The sequence below is a fragment of the uncultured Microbacterium sp. genome (assembly GCF_963528945.1).
Taxonomy (GTDB): Bacteria; Actinomycetota; Actinomycetes; order Actinomycetales; family Microbacteriaceae; genus Microbacterium.
Window position 1 is genome coordinate 260323 of record NZ_CAURWX010000002.1, and the last position, 12121, is coordinate 272443.

The 12121-nt window shown below is 70.0% G+C and carries 15 protein-coding genes; 7 read left to right on the forward strand and 8 right to left on the reverse strand.

All coding sequences use genetic code 11. The features are described 5' to 3' along the window. Positions 1–17 precede the first annotated feature (17 nt). Both RWS82_RS08410 and RWS82_RS08415 read right to left on the reverse strand, forming a co-directional pair. Positions 18–1091: an extracellular solute-binding protein gene (locus RWS82_RS08410; RefSeq protein ID WP_314648801.1), complete on the reverse strand. Its 1074-nt coding sequence runs from the start codon at positions 1089–1091 to the stop codon at positions 18–20. 163 nt (positions 1092–1254) lie between these two features. After that, on the reverse strand, positions 1255–1698 hold the full coding sequence (locus RWS82_RS08415) for a MarR family transcriptional regulator (RefSeq protein WP_314648803.1): 444 nt from the start codon (positions 1696–1698) through the stop codon (positions 1255–1257). 70 nt (positions 1699–1768) lie between these two features. Between RWS82_RS08415 and RWS82_RS08420 the strand changes: the two genes are divergently transcribed. Next, positions 1769–2137 carry a VOC family protein gene (locus RWS82_RS08420; RefSeq protein ID WP_314648806.1) on the forward strand — a complete coding sequence of 123 codons (369 nt, stop codon included), beginning with the start codon at positions 1769–1771 and terminating at the stop codon, positions 2135–2137. Between the two features lie 35 nt (positions 2138–2172). Here RWS82_RS08420 and RWS82_RS08425 read toward each other — a convergent pair whose 3' ends face one another. The 3 genes from RWS82_RS08425 to RWS82_RS08435 form a co-directional block, all read right to left on the reverse strand. Further along, positions 2173–2376, reverse strand: a complete 204-nt coding sequence (locus RWS82_RS08425) for a helix-turn-helix transcriptional regulator (RefSeq protein ID WP_314648809.1) — start codon at positions 2374–2376, stop codon at positions 2173–2175. Beyond that, complete coding sequence (locus RWS82_RS08430; protein ID WP_314648812.1) at positions 2376–2864, reverse strand: DUF2975 domain-containing protein; 489 nt, start codon at positions 2862–2864, stop codon at positions 2376–2378. Before RWS82_RS08430 ends, RWS82_RS08425 begins: the two co-directional genes overlap by 1 nt. A 175-nt stretch (positions 2865–3039) precedes the next feature. Continuing rightward, positions 3040–3315 (reverse strand): helix-turn-helix transcriptional regulator, encoded by a 276-nt coding sequence (locus RWS82_RS08435; RefSeq protein ID WP_314649504.1) that lies wholly within the window; start codon positions 3313–3315, stop codon positions 3040–3042. 67 nt (positions 3316–3382) lie between these two features. Here RWS82_RS08435 and map point away from each other — a divergent pair, with 67 nt between their 5' ends. Beyond that, entirely contained in the window at positions 3383–4159 is a 777-nt protein-coding gene (map, locus tag RWS82_RS08440) for a type I methionyl aminopeptidase (RefSeq protein WP_314648814.1), read from the forward strand. 10 nt (positions 4160–4169) lie between these two features. On the opposite strand, the gene RWS82_RS08445 is transcribed toward map, so the two are convergent. Both RWS82_RS08445 and RWS82_RS08450 read right to left on the reverse strand, forming a co-directional pair. Beyond that, the gene (locus RWS82_RS08445) at positions 4170–4373 is read right to left on the reverse strand and encodes a hypothetical protein (RefSeq protein WP_314648816.1); all 204 of its coding nucleotides are present in this window, start codon (positions 4371–4373) and stop codon (positions 4170–4172) included. A 128-nt stretch (positions 4374–4501) separates the two neighbouring features. Next, positions 4502–4768: a hypothetical protein gene (locus RWS82_RS08450; RefSeq protein ID WP_314648820.1), complete on the reverse strand. Its 267-nt coding sequence runs from the start codon at positions 4766–4768 to the stop codon at positions 4502–4504. Between the two features lie 128 nt (positions 4769–4896). Here RWS82_RS08450 and RWS82_RS08455 point away from each other — a divergent pair, with 128 nt between their 5' ends. The 3 genes from RWS82_RS08455 to RWS82_RS08465 all read left to right on the forward strand — a co-directional run bounded on the left by RWS82_RS08455 (position 4897) and on the right by RWS82_RS08465 (position 9665). Beyond that, positions 4897–5571, forward strand: coding sequence for a PadR family transcriptional regulator (locus tag RWS82_RS08455; protein ID WP_314648823.1), 675 nt, complete (start codon positions 4897–4899; stop codon positions 5569–5571). Positions 5572–5646: 75 nt separating this feature from the next. Beyond that, positions 5647–7341 (forward strand): AarF/UbiB family protein, encoded by a 1695-nt coding sequence (locus RWS82_RS08460; RefSeq protein ID WP_314648826.1) that lies wholly within the window; start codon positions 5647–5649, stop codon positions 7339–7341. A gap of 209 nt (positions 7342–7550) precedes the next feature. Next, entirely contained in the window at positions 7551–9665 is a 2115-nt protein-coding gene (locus RWS82_RS08465) for a BCCT family transporter (protein ID WP_314648828.1), read from the forward strand. A gap of 246 nt (positions 9666–9911) precedes the next feature. On the opposite strand, the gene RWS82_RS08470 is transcribed toward RWS82_RS08465, so the two are convergent. Continuing rightward, positions 9912–11477, reverse strand: a complete 1566-nt coding sequence (locus tag RWS82_RS08470) for an SDR family oxidoreductase (RefSeq protein ID WP_314648830.1) — start codon at positions 11475–11477, stop codon at positions 9912–9914. Positions 11478–11569: 92 nt separating this feature from the next. On the opposite strand from RWS82_RS08470, the gene RWS82_RS08475 reads away from it, so the two are divergent. Together RWS82_RS08475 and RWS82_RS08480 are read left to right on the forward strand one after the other, a co-directional pair. Continuing rightward, on the forward strand, positions 11570–11836 hold the full coding sequence (locus tag RWS82_RS08475) for a hypothetical protein (RefSeq protein WP_314648833.1): 267 nt from the start codon (positions 11570–11572) through the stop codon (positions 11834–11836). Between the two features lie 50 nt (positions 11837–11886). Beyond that, the gene (locus tag RWS82_RS08480; protein WP_314648836.1) at positions 11887–12060 is read left to right on the forward strand and encodes a CsbD family protein; all 174 of its coding nucleotides are present in this window, start codon (positions 11887–11889) and stop codon (positions 12058–12060) included. Positions 12061–12121 lie beyond the last annotated feature (61 nt).

The following is a 12121-nucleotide window of genomic DNA, read 5'->3' on the forward strand; positions in this document are numbered from 1 at the left end:
GCGGTCTCGCCGGCGGATCAGCCGATGTACTCGAGGGTGACCTTCTCGACCCACGAGCCGAGGTTCTCACTCACGAAGCCGAAGTCGATCTCCTGCCGGGGCAGGGTCTCCATGAGCTCGACGACCTCGGGGTTGGCCTTCTCGACCGCGTTCTCGTTCACCGGCATGGCGTTGAACTCGGCGGCGAACTCGCCCTGCACCTCGGCGCTGCCGAACCAGTCGATGAACTCCTGCGCCTTCTCCTCGTTGCCGGTGCCGTTGATCTGGGCGATCTGCTCGGTCACGTAGGGCACGCCGTACTCCGGAACGATCATGCCGGTGGTGGTGCCGTACTCCGCGTCGCGCGCCTCGATGCCGCTCGACGGGATGACGCCGTAGTCGACCTCGTCGCGCGAGATGCGGGCGTACAGGTCGGTGCCCTCGACGGCGGGGGAGCCGTTGGCGTAGTACGCCTCGACCTTCTCCCAGCCCTCGTCGCTCACGCCCAGGTCGCCGTCCTCGTCGAGGTAGCGGGTGAGGATGCTCGCGAGCACGAGCTGCGGGGTCGCCTGGCCCAGTGCGGGGTTGACCTCGTAGCGGCCCGCGTACTCCTCCGTCCAGAGGTCTTCCTCGTCGGACGGAGCATCCGTAATGCGGGTCTCGTCGTAGACCGTGACGATGGCCTGCTCGACGAGCGGCCAGAACGCGCCGTCGGCCGGGTCGCCGGCGTCGGCCGGGACCTCGCCCGCCCACTCGGGCTCGTAGGCCGTGATGGCCTCTTCGCTCTTGAGCTGCTCGAAGAACATGTTGTTGAGGCCGAAGACCACGTCGCCGACGGGGTTGTTCTTCTCGGCGATGATGCGGTTGGTGAGGTCGGCGCCGCCCAGGCCCACGATCTCGATGTCGATGCCGGCTTCCTTGGCCTTCTCGGTGATCCACTCGCCGCGGCCGTCGCTGTTGGAGTTCGTGTAGACGATCAGGGTGTCGCCCGAGCCGCCGCCTTCGCCTCCGCCCGCGGTGTCTTCCCCGCCGCCGGTGCATCCCGTGAGAGCGATCGCCGCTGCCGCCGTGATCCCGATGAGAGACCAGCGCCTCTTCCGCATGTCGACCATGTCCGTGTCCCTTTCTCGCCTTCGAGCTGTGTCGGGTCTGACTCTACCCGGCTTTTGTGATGAAGGCACAAAGATTGTTCTGTTTCATGAGCGCGGTCGCGCGTCCGCACTCAAGGTAAGGGTCGGGGGTGAACGGACGGGGGCAGCGGGGTGAACGTCTTGCTCAGGGGGAGGCGAGCGCGTCGCGTGCGGCGGCAAGTTCGTGGCGGAGGGCATCCACGCGGTCCGGACCGAGGGTGCCGGCCACGCCGTCGACCACCGCGGCGACCGCGCTCCGCGCATCACGCACGAGCGAGGTCGCGGCGCGGGTGAGCGCGGTGTCGCGCTCCCGCCGAGGCCCCGGCGCATCGGAACGCTCCACCAGCCCGCGCCGCTCGAGTCCCTGCACGAGCACGTTCATCGACTGCCGCGAGACGAAGGTGCGGCGGGCCAGCTCCGATCCCGTGATGCCCGGGCTGTCGAAGAGGGTCTGCAGGCACACGTACTGGGGCACGGTGAGGCCGAGCGGGCGCAGCGCCTCGTCCATGCGCTGGTGCAGCAGGGCTTGCGTCTGCTTGATCAGGATGCCCAGGTCTTCGGCGGGCGTGCGTGGTGCCGGATCCGTCATGTCAAGAGTTTGACACACGGTCCCTTGCCGTGTCAGTGTGTTGACACGCAAACGATCCCGAGGAGCATCCATGACCACGTCCGGCCCCGACTTCATCTCCTTCCAGGTGCGCGATCTCGACGCATCCGCCGCCTTCTACGAACAGGTCGTCGGCCTCACCCGCGTACCGGGCAACCCGGCCGCCGCCGTGTTCTCCACCGGCTCGGGTGCGGCCTTCGCCGTGCGCGGACCCCTCCCCGGCGTCGACCTCGACGCGATCGCGCAGCTCGGCGCCGGGGTCGGGGTCTGGTTCCACGACGAGAACGCCGCCGAACGGCACGCCCGTCTCGTCGAGGCCGGAGCGCGCATCGTGCAGGAGCCGACCGAGGGGCCGTTCGGGCTCCAGTTCACGTTCCTCGACCTCGACGGCTACGCCGTCACCATCCACTCCCGCGCCTGACGCCTCCCCGCCCGCCCGGCTTCGGGTGGGCGGGGTCAGGGCTCCCAGCGCAGGATGTCTCCGGGCTGGCAGTCGAGGGCGGTGCAGAGTGCGTCGAGCGTGGTGAAGCGCACGGCCTTCGCTCGCCCGTTCTTGAGTACCGCGAGGTTGGTGGGGGTGATGCCGATGCGTTCGGCGAGCTCGCCCACGCCGATCTTGCGGCGGGCCATCATCACGTCGATGTCGACGACGACGGGCATCAGATCACCTCGTCGTCGAGTTCGGACCGCAGCGCCGTCGCCTCGGCGTCTCGGGCGATCGCCTGCCGAAGCAACGCCTTCATCACGACGACCAGCAGCGCCATGCCGGCGAGCACGACGCCGACCCCGCCGATGAGCGCCACCACGCCCGGGGCGATATCGCCGGGGGCGAGTGCCACGCCGAGGGCGAGCATGAGGACGGATGCTGCGGCGATCGCGCCGATGATCACATTCACCCAGCGGAAAGACGTGGCCGAGAACAGCGAGCCGCGCCGCACCTTCGTCGGCAGCATCCACACGCCGACCGCGACGACCTGCAGGGTCGCCACGCCCGCGATCAGGAACGCCGCCAGTGCGAGGCGGCCGGGGGGCGGGGTGGTGTCGAGGTCGTTCCATACGACGGATGCCCCCGCCACCTGCACCACGACCGACCCCGCGAGGGCGAGCGCGATGACGACGCGGAGCACGGTGATCGTGGGGGTGTTCACGGCGGATCCTCTCATCGAGCAACGACCGTAATCTATCGGTAATCGTTCGATCTGTCGACGTGTTCGGGCGTGAAGGGTCAGAACGCCGCGTGCGGGGGTGTGGATACGGCGTGTGGTGACCCCTCACGTAAGGGCGGGCGCGGTGCGCGAGGGCGAGACCTGGGTGCGCGCGGGGTCAGGAGGCGCGGGAGGCGGGGGCGGAAGGCGAGACCGCGTCGACCTCGGACCATAGAGCGTCGAGCGAGAGGTGGAGCACGCCGCAGATCGCCGCGATGGTCGAGAACGCCGGGGTCGCCACGCGGCCCGTCTCGATCTTGCGCAGGGTCTCGGGCGAGACGCCGGCGTCGAGGGCGACCGTGAGCATCGACCGCTCCCCACGCGCTCGGCGCAGCACAGCACCGAGGCGCTCGCCGCGGGCGACCTCGGCGGGCGTGAGAGGCATCCGAACCATCATGCGCCCATTCTAATCCCGGGATAGTATTACCGGGATAACAATCGGAGACGAACGCGAGACCCCCATGATCGAGATCCTCACACCCGCCCAGCTCGACCGCGCCCGCGCGACCGGCGCCCTCGTCGGCAGCATCCTGCAGTCCCTGCGCGGACGGGTGTCGGTCGGCACGAACCTGCTCGACATCGACCGATGGGCGCAGGCGATGATCGTCGATGCCGGGGCCGAGTCCTGCTACGTCGACTACGCCCCGTCGTTCGGACGAGGACCCTTCGGTCACTACATCTGCACCGCCGTGAACGACGCGGTTCTGCACGGGCTGCCGCACGACTACACGCTCCGCGACGGCGACCTCCTCACCCTCGACCTCGCCGTCTCGCTGCAGGGCATCGCGGCCGATGCGGCCATCAGTTTCGTCGTGGGCGAGGCGCAGGCATCCGATCTCGCGCTCATCGACGCGACCGAGCGCGCCCTCGCCGCCGGCATCGCCGCCGCACGACCGGGCGGGAGGATCGGCGACATCTCGCGCGCAATCGGCACCGTGCTGAAGTCGTTCGGCTATCCCGTCAACCTCGAGTTCGGCGGCCACGGGATCGGGTCGACCATGCATCAGGATCCGCACGTCGCGAACGACGGCCGCCCCGGCCGCGGCTACATCCTGCGTCCCGGCCTGCTGCTCGCGCTCGAGCCCTGGGTCATGGCCGACACGGATCGTCTCGTGACGGATGCCGACGGCTGGACGCTCCGCAGCGCCACCGGGGCCCGCACCGCCCACACCGAGCACACGGTCGCGATCACCGAGTCGGGGGCCGAGATCCTCACCCTCCCGCCCGTGTCGGACTGACCGCGGGCGATCAGCGCGGCGGAGTACCCGGGGCGCCGGTGCCGTCGCTTCCGCCACTCGACCGCGCGTCCGCACGCCGCCGGAGCGTCGCGTCGAATGCGGCGCCGAGGCCCACGCCCGCCAAGCCTCCGAAGACCATCCCTGCAGCGAGGTTGTCGAACAGCATCCCTGCCGTCATGCCGAGGAATGTGCCCACCGCATAACCGACGGCCAACCCTCTACGATTCCTGCGCTCTCGGGGGCTCTGAATGCGATCCGTCATGCCGGGCGATGTTACGCACGGCGCATCCCGAGGACAAGCCTCGCTTCGCGCCTCGGCGAGGCGGGTCTGGGGGTGCGGGGCTATCGCGGATCCGGCGAGGGGGACCGGTCGGGGCCGTCGTCGCTCTCGTCGTCGCCCGACGGGTCGTCCGCCTCGTCCTCGCCCGACCCCTTCGCGTCGAACGCGACGCCCAGAGCGATGCCGATCGAGATGCCGAACCCCATGCCCAGGGCGAGGTTGTCGAAGAACAGCATCCCGGCCATCGCGCCGAAGGCGATGCCGAGGCCGATACCGATGGCCAAGCCGTTCTGCGATTTCTTCGGGGACTTCTCCGGCTGATCCGTCATGTCCTCGACGCTACGCAGCCGTTTCCGCCGGCCGCATCCCCCGCGCGACGGACCCTGCCGGATTCACACCCCGCACCCAGGTGAACGATATATCGTTGACTATCGTTCACCACCCTCGAGGAGGCATCATGAGCAACGCATTCCCCTTCGGCCCCGGCGGCTTCGGCGGCTTCGGACCCAACGGCAACGGCAACGGCAACGCCGGCGACGGTCGCAACGACCGCACCGACAACCCGTTCGGCTCCCTCTTCGGACCCAACGGCCTGGGCGGAGCGAACGGCCCCGCCGGTGCCCTCTTCGACGCGTTCGACCAGCTCCGCAAGTCGTTCGAGCAGCGTCCGTCCGGCGGCTCCCGCATGGCCCGCGGCGATGTGCGTCAGGCCGTGCTCTCGCTCCTCGCCGAGCGTCCGATGCACGGCTACCAGATCATCAACGAGATCGCCGAGCGTTCGGGCGGCACCTGGAAGCCGAGCGCCGGGTCGGTGTACCCCACCCTCCAGCTGCTCGCCGACGAGGGCCTGATCGAGGCCGAGGAGCAGAACGGCCGCAAGACCTACTCGCTCACCGAGGCGGGTCGCGCCATCGTCGCCGAGACCACGGGCACCCCTGCGCCGTGGGTCGCGAGCGACGGTGACGGCAAGCGCAACGACCCCCGGTTCCACGCGCTGCCGAAGGCGGGTCTCGACCTCGCCGCGGCCGCCGCGCAGGTGGGTCGCAGCGGCTCGCCCGAGCAGGTGCAGGCCGCCATCGACATCCTCGACGACGCCCGCCGTAGGCTGTACAAGATCCTCGCGCAGGACTGACGCGCCGAGGATGCCGCGCCCCGTGACGCCCGTCCCGCGGGCGAGTGCTCCCGACGACGGCGGAGGATTCACACGATGACGGATGCCCCGGCGCTGAGCGCCCATCGCGCCCGGTACCGACGCATCCTGTCGTTCGCCTCGCGGGAGTTCGCGAAGATCTGGTGGTTCGAGCTGGTGCTGCCGCGGTTCGGACTGCGCGGCATCGCCGACCGCACCCGCACCGCGCGCATGCAGCGCTTCGCCCGCCGGTTCCACGTGCTGGCGGTCGAGCTCGGCGGACTCATGATCAAGGTCGGCCAGTTCATGTCGTCGCGCCTCGACGTGCTGCCGCCCGAGGTCACCGACGAGCTGGCCGGTCTGCAAGACGAGGTTCCCCCCGTCGCGTTCCCCGAGATCCGAGCCCTCGCCGAGACCGAACTCGGCGTGCCGCTGTCGGAGGCTTTCGCGTGGGTCGACGAGACACCGCTCGCCGCGGCATCCCTCGGGCAGGCGCATCGCGCCCGGCTCTCGCCGCAGGATTCCGAGACGACCGGGCTCGACACCGTCGTGCTCAAAGTGCAGCGGCCGGGTATCGACGGCATCGTCGCAACCGACCTCGCCGCCCTGCGCCGGGTCGGCCGCTGGCTGACCCGCGTGCGCATCGTCGCGGATCGAGTGGATGCCCCGGCCCTCGTCGAGGAGTTCGCGGTCACGAGCCTCGAAGAGATCGACTACCTGCACGAAGCAGCATCCGCCGAGCGATTCCGCGATGCGTTCGCCGACGACCCGCGCGTCGACGCCCCCGAGATCATGTGGGAGCGTTCGACGCGCCGGGTGCTCACCCTCTCGGACGTCACGGCGATCAAGATCAGCGACACCGATGCCTTGCGCGCCGCGGGCATCGACCCGGGCCGGGTCGCCGACCTGTTCGCCGAGACGATGTTCGATCAGGTGTTCACGCACGGTTTCGTGCACGCCGACCCGCACCCGGGCAACATGTTCGTCACCCCGCGAGCCGACGGGGCGGATGCCGGTGACCCGCCGTGGCGCCTGACCTTCATCGACTTCGGCATGATGACCGAGGTGCCCGCCAACCTTCGGGCGGGTCTGCGCACGCTGCTCATCGCGGTGACCGCCCGCGACAGCCGCGGCCTCGTCGCCGCGGCGAAGGAGATCGGCGTGCTGCTGCCGTCGGCCGACACCGCCGAGCTGGAGCGGGCGCTGTCGAGCCTGTTCGGGCGGTTCGGGGGCATGGGGTTCGCCGAACTCGCGAAGGTCGACCCGCGCGAGTTCGAGGACTTCGCGAAGGAGTTCGGCGACATGGTGCGGCGGCTGCCGTTGCAGCTCCCCGAGCACCTGCTGCTGCTCATCCGGGCGGTGTCGCTGACCTCGGGCATGTGCAGCGCCCTCGACCCCGACTTCAACGTGTGGGATGCCGCTGAACCCTATGCGCAGCGGCTGATCCGCGAGGAGGGCGGCAACCTCGCCCAGGACTTCGCGCAGCAGGCGATGGGCAACATGCAGGTCGCGTGGCGCCTGCCGGCCCGCATCGACCACATCATCACGCGCGTCGACGACGGCAACGTCTCGTTCGACACCTCGCGCCTCGAGCGCCGCATCGATCGGCTCGAAGGACTCGCGCGTCGCATCGGCTCCGGTGTGCTCTTCGCCGCGATGCTCGTCGGCGGCGCGCTGCTCGTCGAACCCGTTCCCGGTCTCGGGTTCACCCTGCTGTGGGTGTCGGTGCTGCCCCTCCTGCACGCGGTGTTCGGCGGTCTGTTCCGGCGGTAGCCGTCGGGCTGCCTGCGTGCTCGCGTGCGAACTGCAGGCGCCGCGGCCGTGTGCGGGCGGGATCGGGCGACGGATGCCTGCACGTCACCGTGGTGCCTGCATCCGACACGTCGTTCTCGCACTGTGCCGACGGGGGACCCGGGCTGAGGCCGCCGGGGCCAGGTACCCCCCGATATGCCGGAGAACCGGTCGTGGGAGAATCGATTCCCATGGAGACACCCGAGCAGAAGCCTCCCCGTCGCGTCGAGGGAGCCGCACCGCGGCCCACCGATCACCCCGTGGCACCCGTCGATGGGCGCGTCGCGACCGGAACGACCCCCACCCGCGCCACCGGAACGACTCCCACCCGCGGCACCGGAACCACCCCGACCGCAGGCACCGGCACGACGCGCACGTCCGACACGGGGCGCATCCCGACGAAGGCCGGCGAGACGGCGCGCAAGCTCGTGCGCGACATGTCCGCCGTGCCGCCCCGCAGCGTGCATCCGGCCCTCGTGCCCGGTGTCGCTGTCGAAGAAACCGGCCGCACCTACCGCACCGATCCCCTCGTGTTCGGCGTCGCCGTCGCGGCCACCATCGCCTTCATCGCCTGGGGTGTGTTCGCCGGCGACAACCTCGCGGGCACGGCCGAGACGGTGCTCGCCTGGGTCGTCGAGTACTTCGGCTTCTTCTTCACGACGATCGCCACGGTCATCCTCGTCTTCATGCTGTTCGTCGGCTTCAGCCGGTACGGGCGCATCCCGCTCGGCCGCGACGACGAAGAACCCGAGTTCTCGATGTTCTCGTGGATCTCGATGCTGTTCGCGGCGGGAATGGGCATCGGCCTGGTGTTCTGGGGCGCCGCCGAGCCGCTCACGTTCTTCGAGAACCCGCCGCCCGGCACCGTCGAGGCGAACACCCTCGAGGCGATGCACACCGCGCAGGCGCAGGTGCTCTACCACTGGGGTCCGCAGGCGTGGGCCTTCTACGCCCTGGTCGGCGGGGCGATCGCATACGGCGCCTACCGCCGTGGCCGCACCCCGCTGATCTCGTCGATCTTCGCCCCGCTGCTCGGCGAGGGTCGCACGACCGGACCCCTCGGCCGCACGATCGACATCTTCTCGATCATCGTGACCCTGTTCGGCACGGCCGCGTCGCTGGGTCTCGGCGCCCTGCAGATCGGACACGGCGTCGAGATCGTCACGGGCGCGGGCCCTCTCGGCAACGGCGTGCTCATCGGCGTCATCGCGGTGCTCACCGCCTGCTTCATCGCGTCGGCGGTCTCTGGAGTCTCGAAGGGGATCCAGGCGCTCTCGAACATCAACGCGGTCGCCGCCCTCGTGCTCGCGTTCTTCGTGTTCTTCGTCGGTCCGACGCTGCTGATCCTCAACGTCATCCCCTCGGTGGCCGTGCAGTTCCTCGGCGACCTGCCGACGATGATCGGTCGCTCGGCGTCGCAGGGCGACGAGGCGCAGCTCTTCCTCTCCGGGTGGACGATCTTCTACTGGGCGTGGTGGATCTCGTGGTCGCCCTTCGTCGGCATGTTCATCGCGAAGATCTCGCGCGGACGCACGCTGCGCCAGTTCGTCTCGGTCGTCATCGTGGTGCCCGCCGCGATCTCGCTCGTGTGGTTCGCGATCTTCGGCACCACCGCCATCAGCCAGCAGATGGACGGAGCGGGCCTCGCGGTCGATCCGCCCGAGGAGGTGCTGTTCGGCGTGCTCGGCAACCTGCCGCTGCCCCTCGTCACGAGCATCCTTCTCGTCCTGCTCATCGCGATCTTCTTCATCACCGGGGCCGACTCGGCGTCGCTGGTCATGGGTACGCTGTCGCAGCAGGGCCGCCCAGACCCCTCGCGCTGGGTGTCGATCGTGTGGGGCGCGCTGGTGGGTGTCATCGCCGCGGTGCTGCTGGTCAGCGGTGCGGAGGGCAGTGGCCTGCAGTCGCTGCAGAACGTGACGATCATCGCCGCGCTGCCGTTCGCGGTGATCATGGCGTTCATGATGATCGCGTTCATGATCGATCTGCGCCGCGACCCGCTGATCCTGCGGGAGCGCTACGCGCGGGCGGCGGTGCGGCACAGCGTCATGGCGGGTCTCGAGGAGTACGGCGACGACTTCGCGCTCGTGCCCGTCGAGTACGACCATTCGGGCGACGACCTCGCGTGGATCGATGAGGAGACCGTCGACGACACTCTCGCCGAGGTCTACGTCTCGGCGACCGAGGCGATCGACATCATCCCGCCCGCTGAGGTGGACGCCGCGGTGGACGCCGCACCCGACACGTCGGCGGGTGCACGCGCGGATGCTGCGACGGATGCTCCGGAGCGCCCGCGCACCGACTGATCGGCGCCTCCCGCCCCGGGCGATCGCGCACAAGTCAGGACGCGGTGGCCCGTCCGGCGGTTCGGGGCGGGCCGTCTTCGGACTTAACTCAGGACGTTGAAGCTCCCCCTGCGGGGTGGGCCGCGGTTCTTCGGGGGTGCGCGCGGACTCGTCGCTGTTTGTCCTGAGTTGGGGACATGCGGCGAGGGGGTCGCGAGGCGCGGGTCCTGAGTTGTGGTGAGGCGCGAGCGGGCGAGCCGGGCGGAACTACTCGCCGGCGCTCTCCGCCGCGCCGGTGATGCGTGCGGCCATGCCCGCGAAGATCGCGCCGTGGAACGGCAGCACCGCGAACCAGTACAGGCGTCCGCTGAGTCCCCGAGGGAAGAACACCGCCCGCTGCTCGTAGAGCGCGCCGTCGCCGCGGGGCAGGGCGCGCAGTTCGAGCCATGCCGAGCCGGGCACCTTCATCTCGGCGCGCAGTCGCAGCAGCCCGCCGCTCGCGGGCGACGACTCGGTCTCGCGGCCCGGCTCCTCGACGGCCTCGACGCGCCAGAAGTCGATCGCGTCGCCGACCCGCGCCTCGGTGCGGCTGCGTCGACCGCGCCGAAGTCCGACGCCGCCGACGAGGCGGTCCATCCATCCGCGCACGGCCCAGAGGAAGGGGGAGGAGTACCAGCCGTTGCTGCCCCCGATGCCCTCGATCACCTGCCACAGCCGGTCGACGGATGCCTTCGTCTCGAGTGTGCGCGCATCGGTGAACACGGTCTTGCCGGTCCAGTCGGGGTCGCTGGGCAGCGGGTCGCTGGGCGCTCCGGAGACCTCGGCATCCTGCCAGCTCGTCTCGATCGTGTCGGCGTTCGACCGGCCGATCGCGAGGGCGACGGCCTGGCGGTACGGCATGAGACCGCCCTCGGGCCGGGGGATGAGGTCGTCGATGTCGCGGTTCTTGACGATGCATTCGTTCTGCAGCGAGGCGACGAGGGGTCGGGCGATCGACCGCGGCACCGGGGTGACGAGGTTGACCCAGTGTGAGGCGAGTCCCGGTGTGAGCACGGGCAGTGAGGCGATGGCGCGTTGCGGGAGGCCCGCTTCGAGCGCGTAGCCGTTCATCATCTGCCCGTAGCGGAGCACGTCGGGGCCACCGATGTCGACGGCCCGGTTGACGCTCGGGTCGAGTCGGGCGGCGCCGAGCAGATAGTGCAGCACGTCGCGGATCGCGATGGGCTGGATGCGGTTGCGCACCCACTTCGGAGCGGGCATGTACGGCAGCACCTCGGTGAGGTGGCGGATCATCTCGAACGACGCCGACCCGGAGCCGATCACGACACCCGCCTGCAGCACGAGCGTGGGCACGCCGGATTCGAGGAACACCTCGCCGACCCGCACGCGCGAGCGCAGGTGCGGCGAGAGCTGCACGTCGTCGGGGTGCAGGCCGCCGAGGTAGACGATGCGGTGCACACCGGCGGCGGCCGCGGCATCGGCCACGGTCTGTGCCGCGCGTTCGTCGGCTTCCTCGAAGCCCTTGCCGGCCGACATCGAGTGGATCAGGTAGTAGACGACGTCGACGTCGCGCACGGCCTCGGCCACGGCATCCGCGTCATCGGCCGATCCCTCGACGATCTCGCAGTCGGGACCCCAGGGGAAGGATGCCGCGCGTGCCGCGTCGCGGGCGAGCACACGCACCCGGTAGCCGGCGTTGAGCAGGCGCGGGGTCAGGCGTCCGCCGATGTACCCGGTCGCGCCGAGGACGAGGGCGACGGGAGCGGATCCGTCTGCGCGGGGGTCGGCGCGGAGCTCGTTTTCGCGGCCGGTCGGTTGGGTCAGCTCGGTCATGGGACGAGAGTATGCCGAAGTGCTCGGTCTCTCACTAGGCTGGCTTTTCACTAGTCAACCTAGTAATCTTTCTCGCAAGGAGAGTGATCGACATGAGCTGGACCGCGGAGCCATCCCGCACCGCCCCCGTTCGCGCTGCGATCCGCCCGTCGATCGCCGATCGCGCGGAGACCGCCGCCCCGATCGACCTGACCCCGGTCTCGGCGCGCGCCGCCGTCGGAAGGTATACCGGTCTCTCGCGAAGCCGCCCGGCAGCCCCGGCTCCCCTCTGGCGCAGCGCCGGCATCGTCGGCCTCATCGCGCTCGTCGCGGCGGCCGCGACCCCGATCATCACCGAGATCCTCACCGTCTCGGGATGACGCCGCGACCGTCGCGAACGCACTGACCACCGATAAGAAAGGAGACCCCCATGGGACTCGACGACAAGATCAAGAACGCTGCCGAAGACATCGCCGGCAAGGCGAAGGAGGCCACCGGCAAGGTGACCGGCAATGAGCGCCTCGAGGCCGAGGGCAAGGCCGATCAGGCCAAGTCCGACGTCAAGCAGGCCGGCGAGAACGTGAAGGACGCCTTCAAGAACTGAGGCACCGCAACGGGTTCGGGGAGACGGTGGGAACACCGTCTCCCCGACGTCTGTCCGGGTG

Coding starts and splice junctions, on each gene's coding strand:
- RWS82_RS08410 (WP_314648801.1), bottom strand. CDS start 1,091: ATGGTCGACATGCGGAAGAGGCGCTGGTCTCTCATCGGGATCACGGCG.
- RWS82_RS08415 (WP_314648803.1), bottom strand. CDS start 1,698: ATGACGGATCCGGCACCACGCACGCCCGCCGAAGACCTGGGCATCCTG.
- RWS82_RS08420 (WP_314648806.1), top strand. CDS start 1,769: ATGACCACGTCCGGCCCCGACTTCATCTCCTTCCAGGTGCGCGATCTC.
- RWS82_RS08425 (WP_314648809.1), bottom strand. CDS start 2,376: ATGCCCGTCGTCGTCGACATCGACGTGATGATGGCCCGCCGCAAGATC.
- RWS82_RS08435 (WP_314649504.1), bottom strand. CDS start 3,315: ATGGTTCGGATGCCTCTCACGCCCGCCGAGGTCGCCCGCGGCGAGCGC.
- map (WP_314648814.1), top strand. CDS start 3,383: ATGATCGAGATCCTCACACCCGCCCAGCTCGACCGCGCCCGCGCGACC.
- RWS82_RS08450 (WP_314648820.1), bottom strand. CDS start 4,768: ATGACGGATCAGCCGGAGAAGTCCCCGAAGAAATCGCAGAACGGCTTG.
- RWS82_RS08455 (WP_314648823.1), top strand. CDS start 4,897: ATGAGCAACGCATTCCCCTTCGGCCCCGGCGGCTTCGGCGGCTTCGGA.
- RWS82_RS08460 (WP_314648826.1), top strand. CDS start 5,647: ATGACGGATGCCCCGGCGCTGAGCGCCCATCGCGCCCGGTACCGACGC.
- RWS82_RS08465 (WP_314648828.1), top strand. CDS start 7,551: ATGGAGACACCCGAGCAGAAGCCTCCCCGTCGCGTCGAGGGAGCCGCA.
- RWS82_RS08470 (WP_314648830.1), bottom strand. CDS start 11,477: ATGACCGAGCTGACCCAACCGACCGGCCGCGAAAACGAGCTCCGCGCC.
- RWS82_RS08475 (WP_314648833.1), top strand. CDS start 11,570: ATGAGCTGGACCGCGGAGCCATCCCGCACCGCCCCCGTTCGCGCTGCG.
- RWS82_RS08480 (WP_314648836.1), top strand. CDS start 11,887: ATGGGACTCGACGACAAGATCAAGAACGCTGCCGAAGACATCGCCGGC.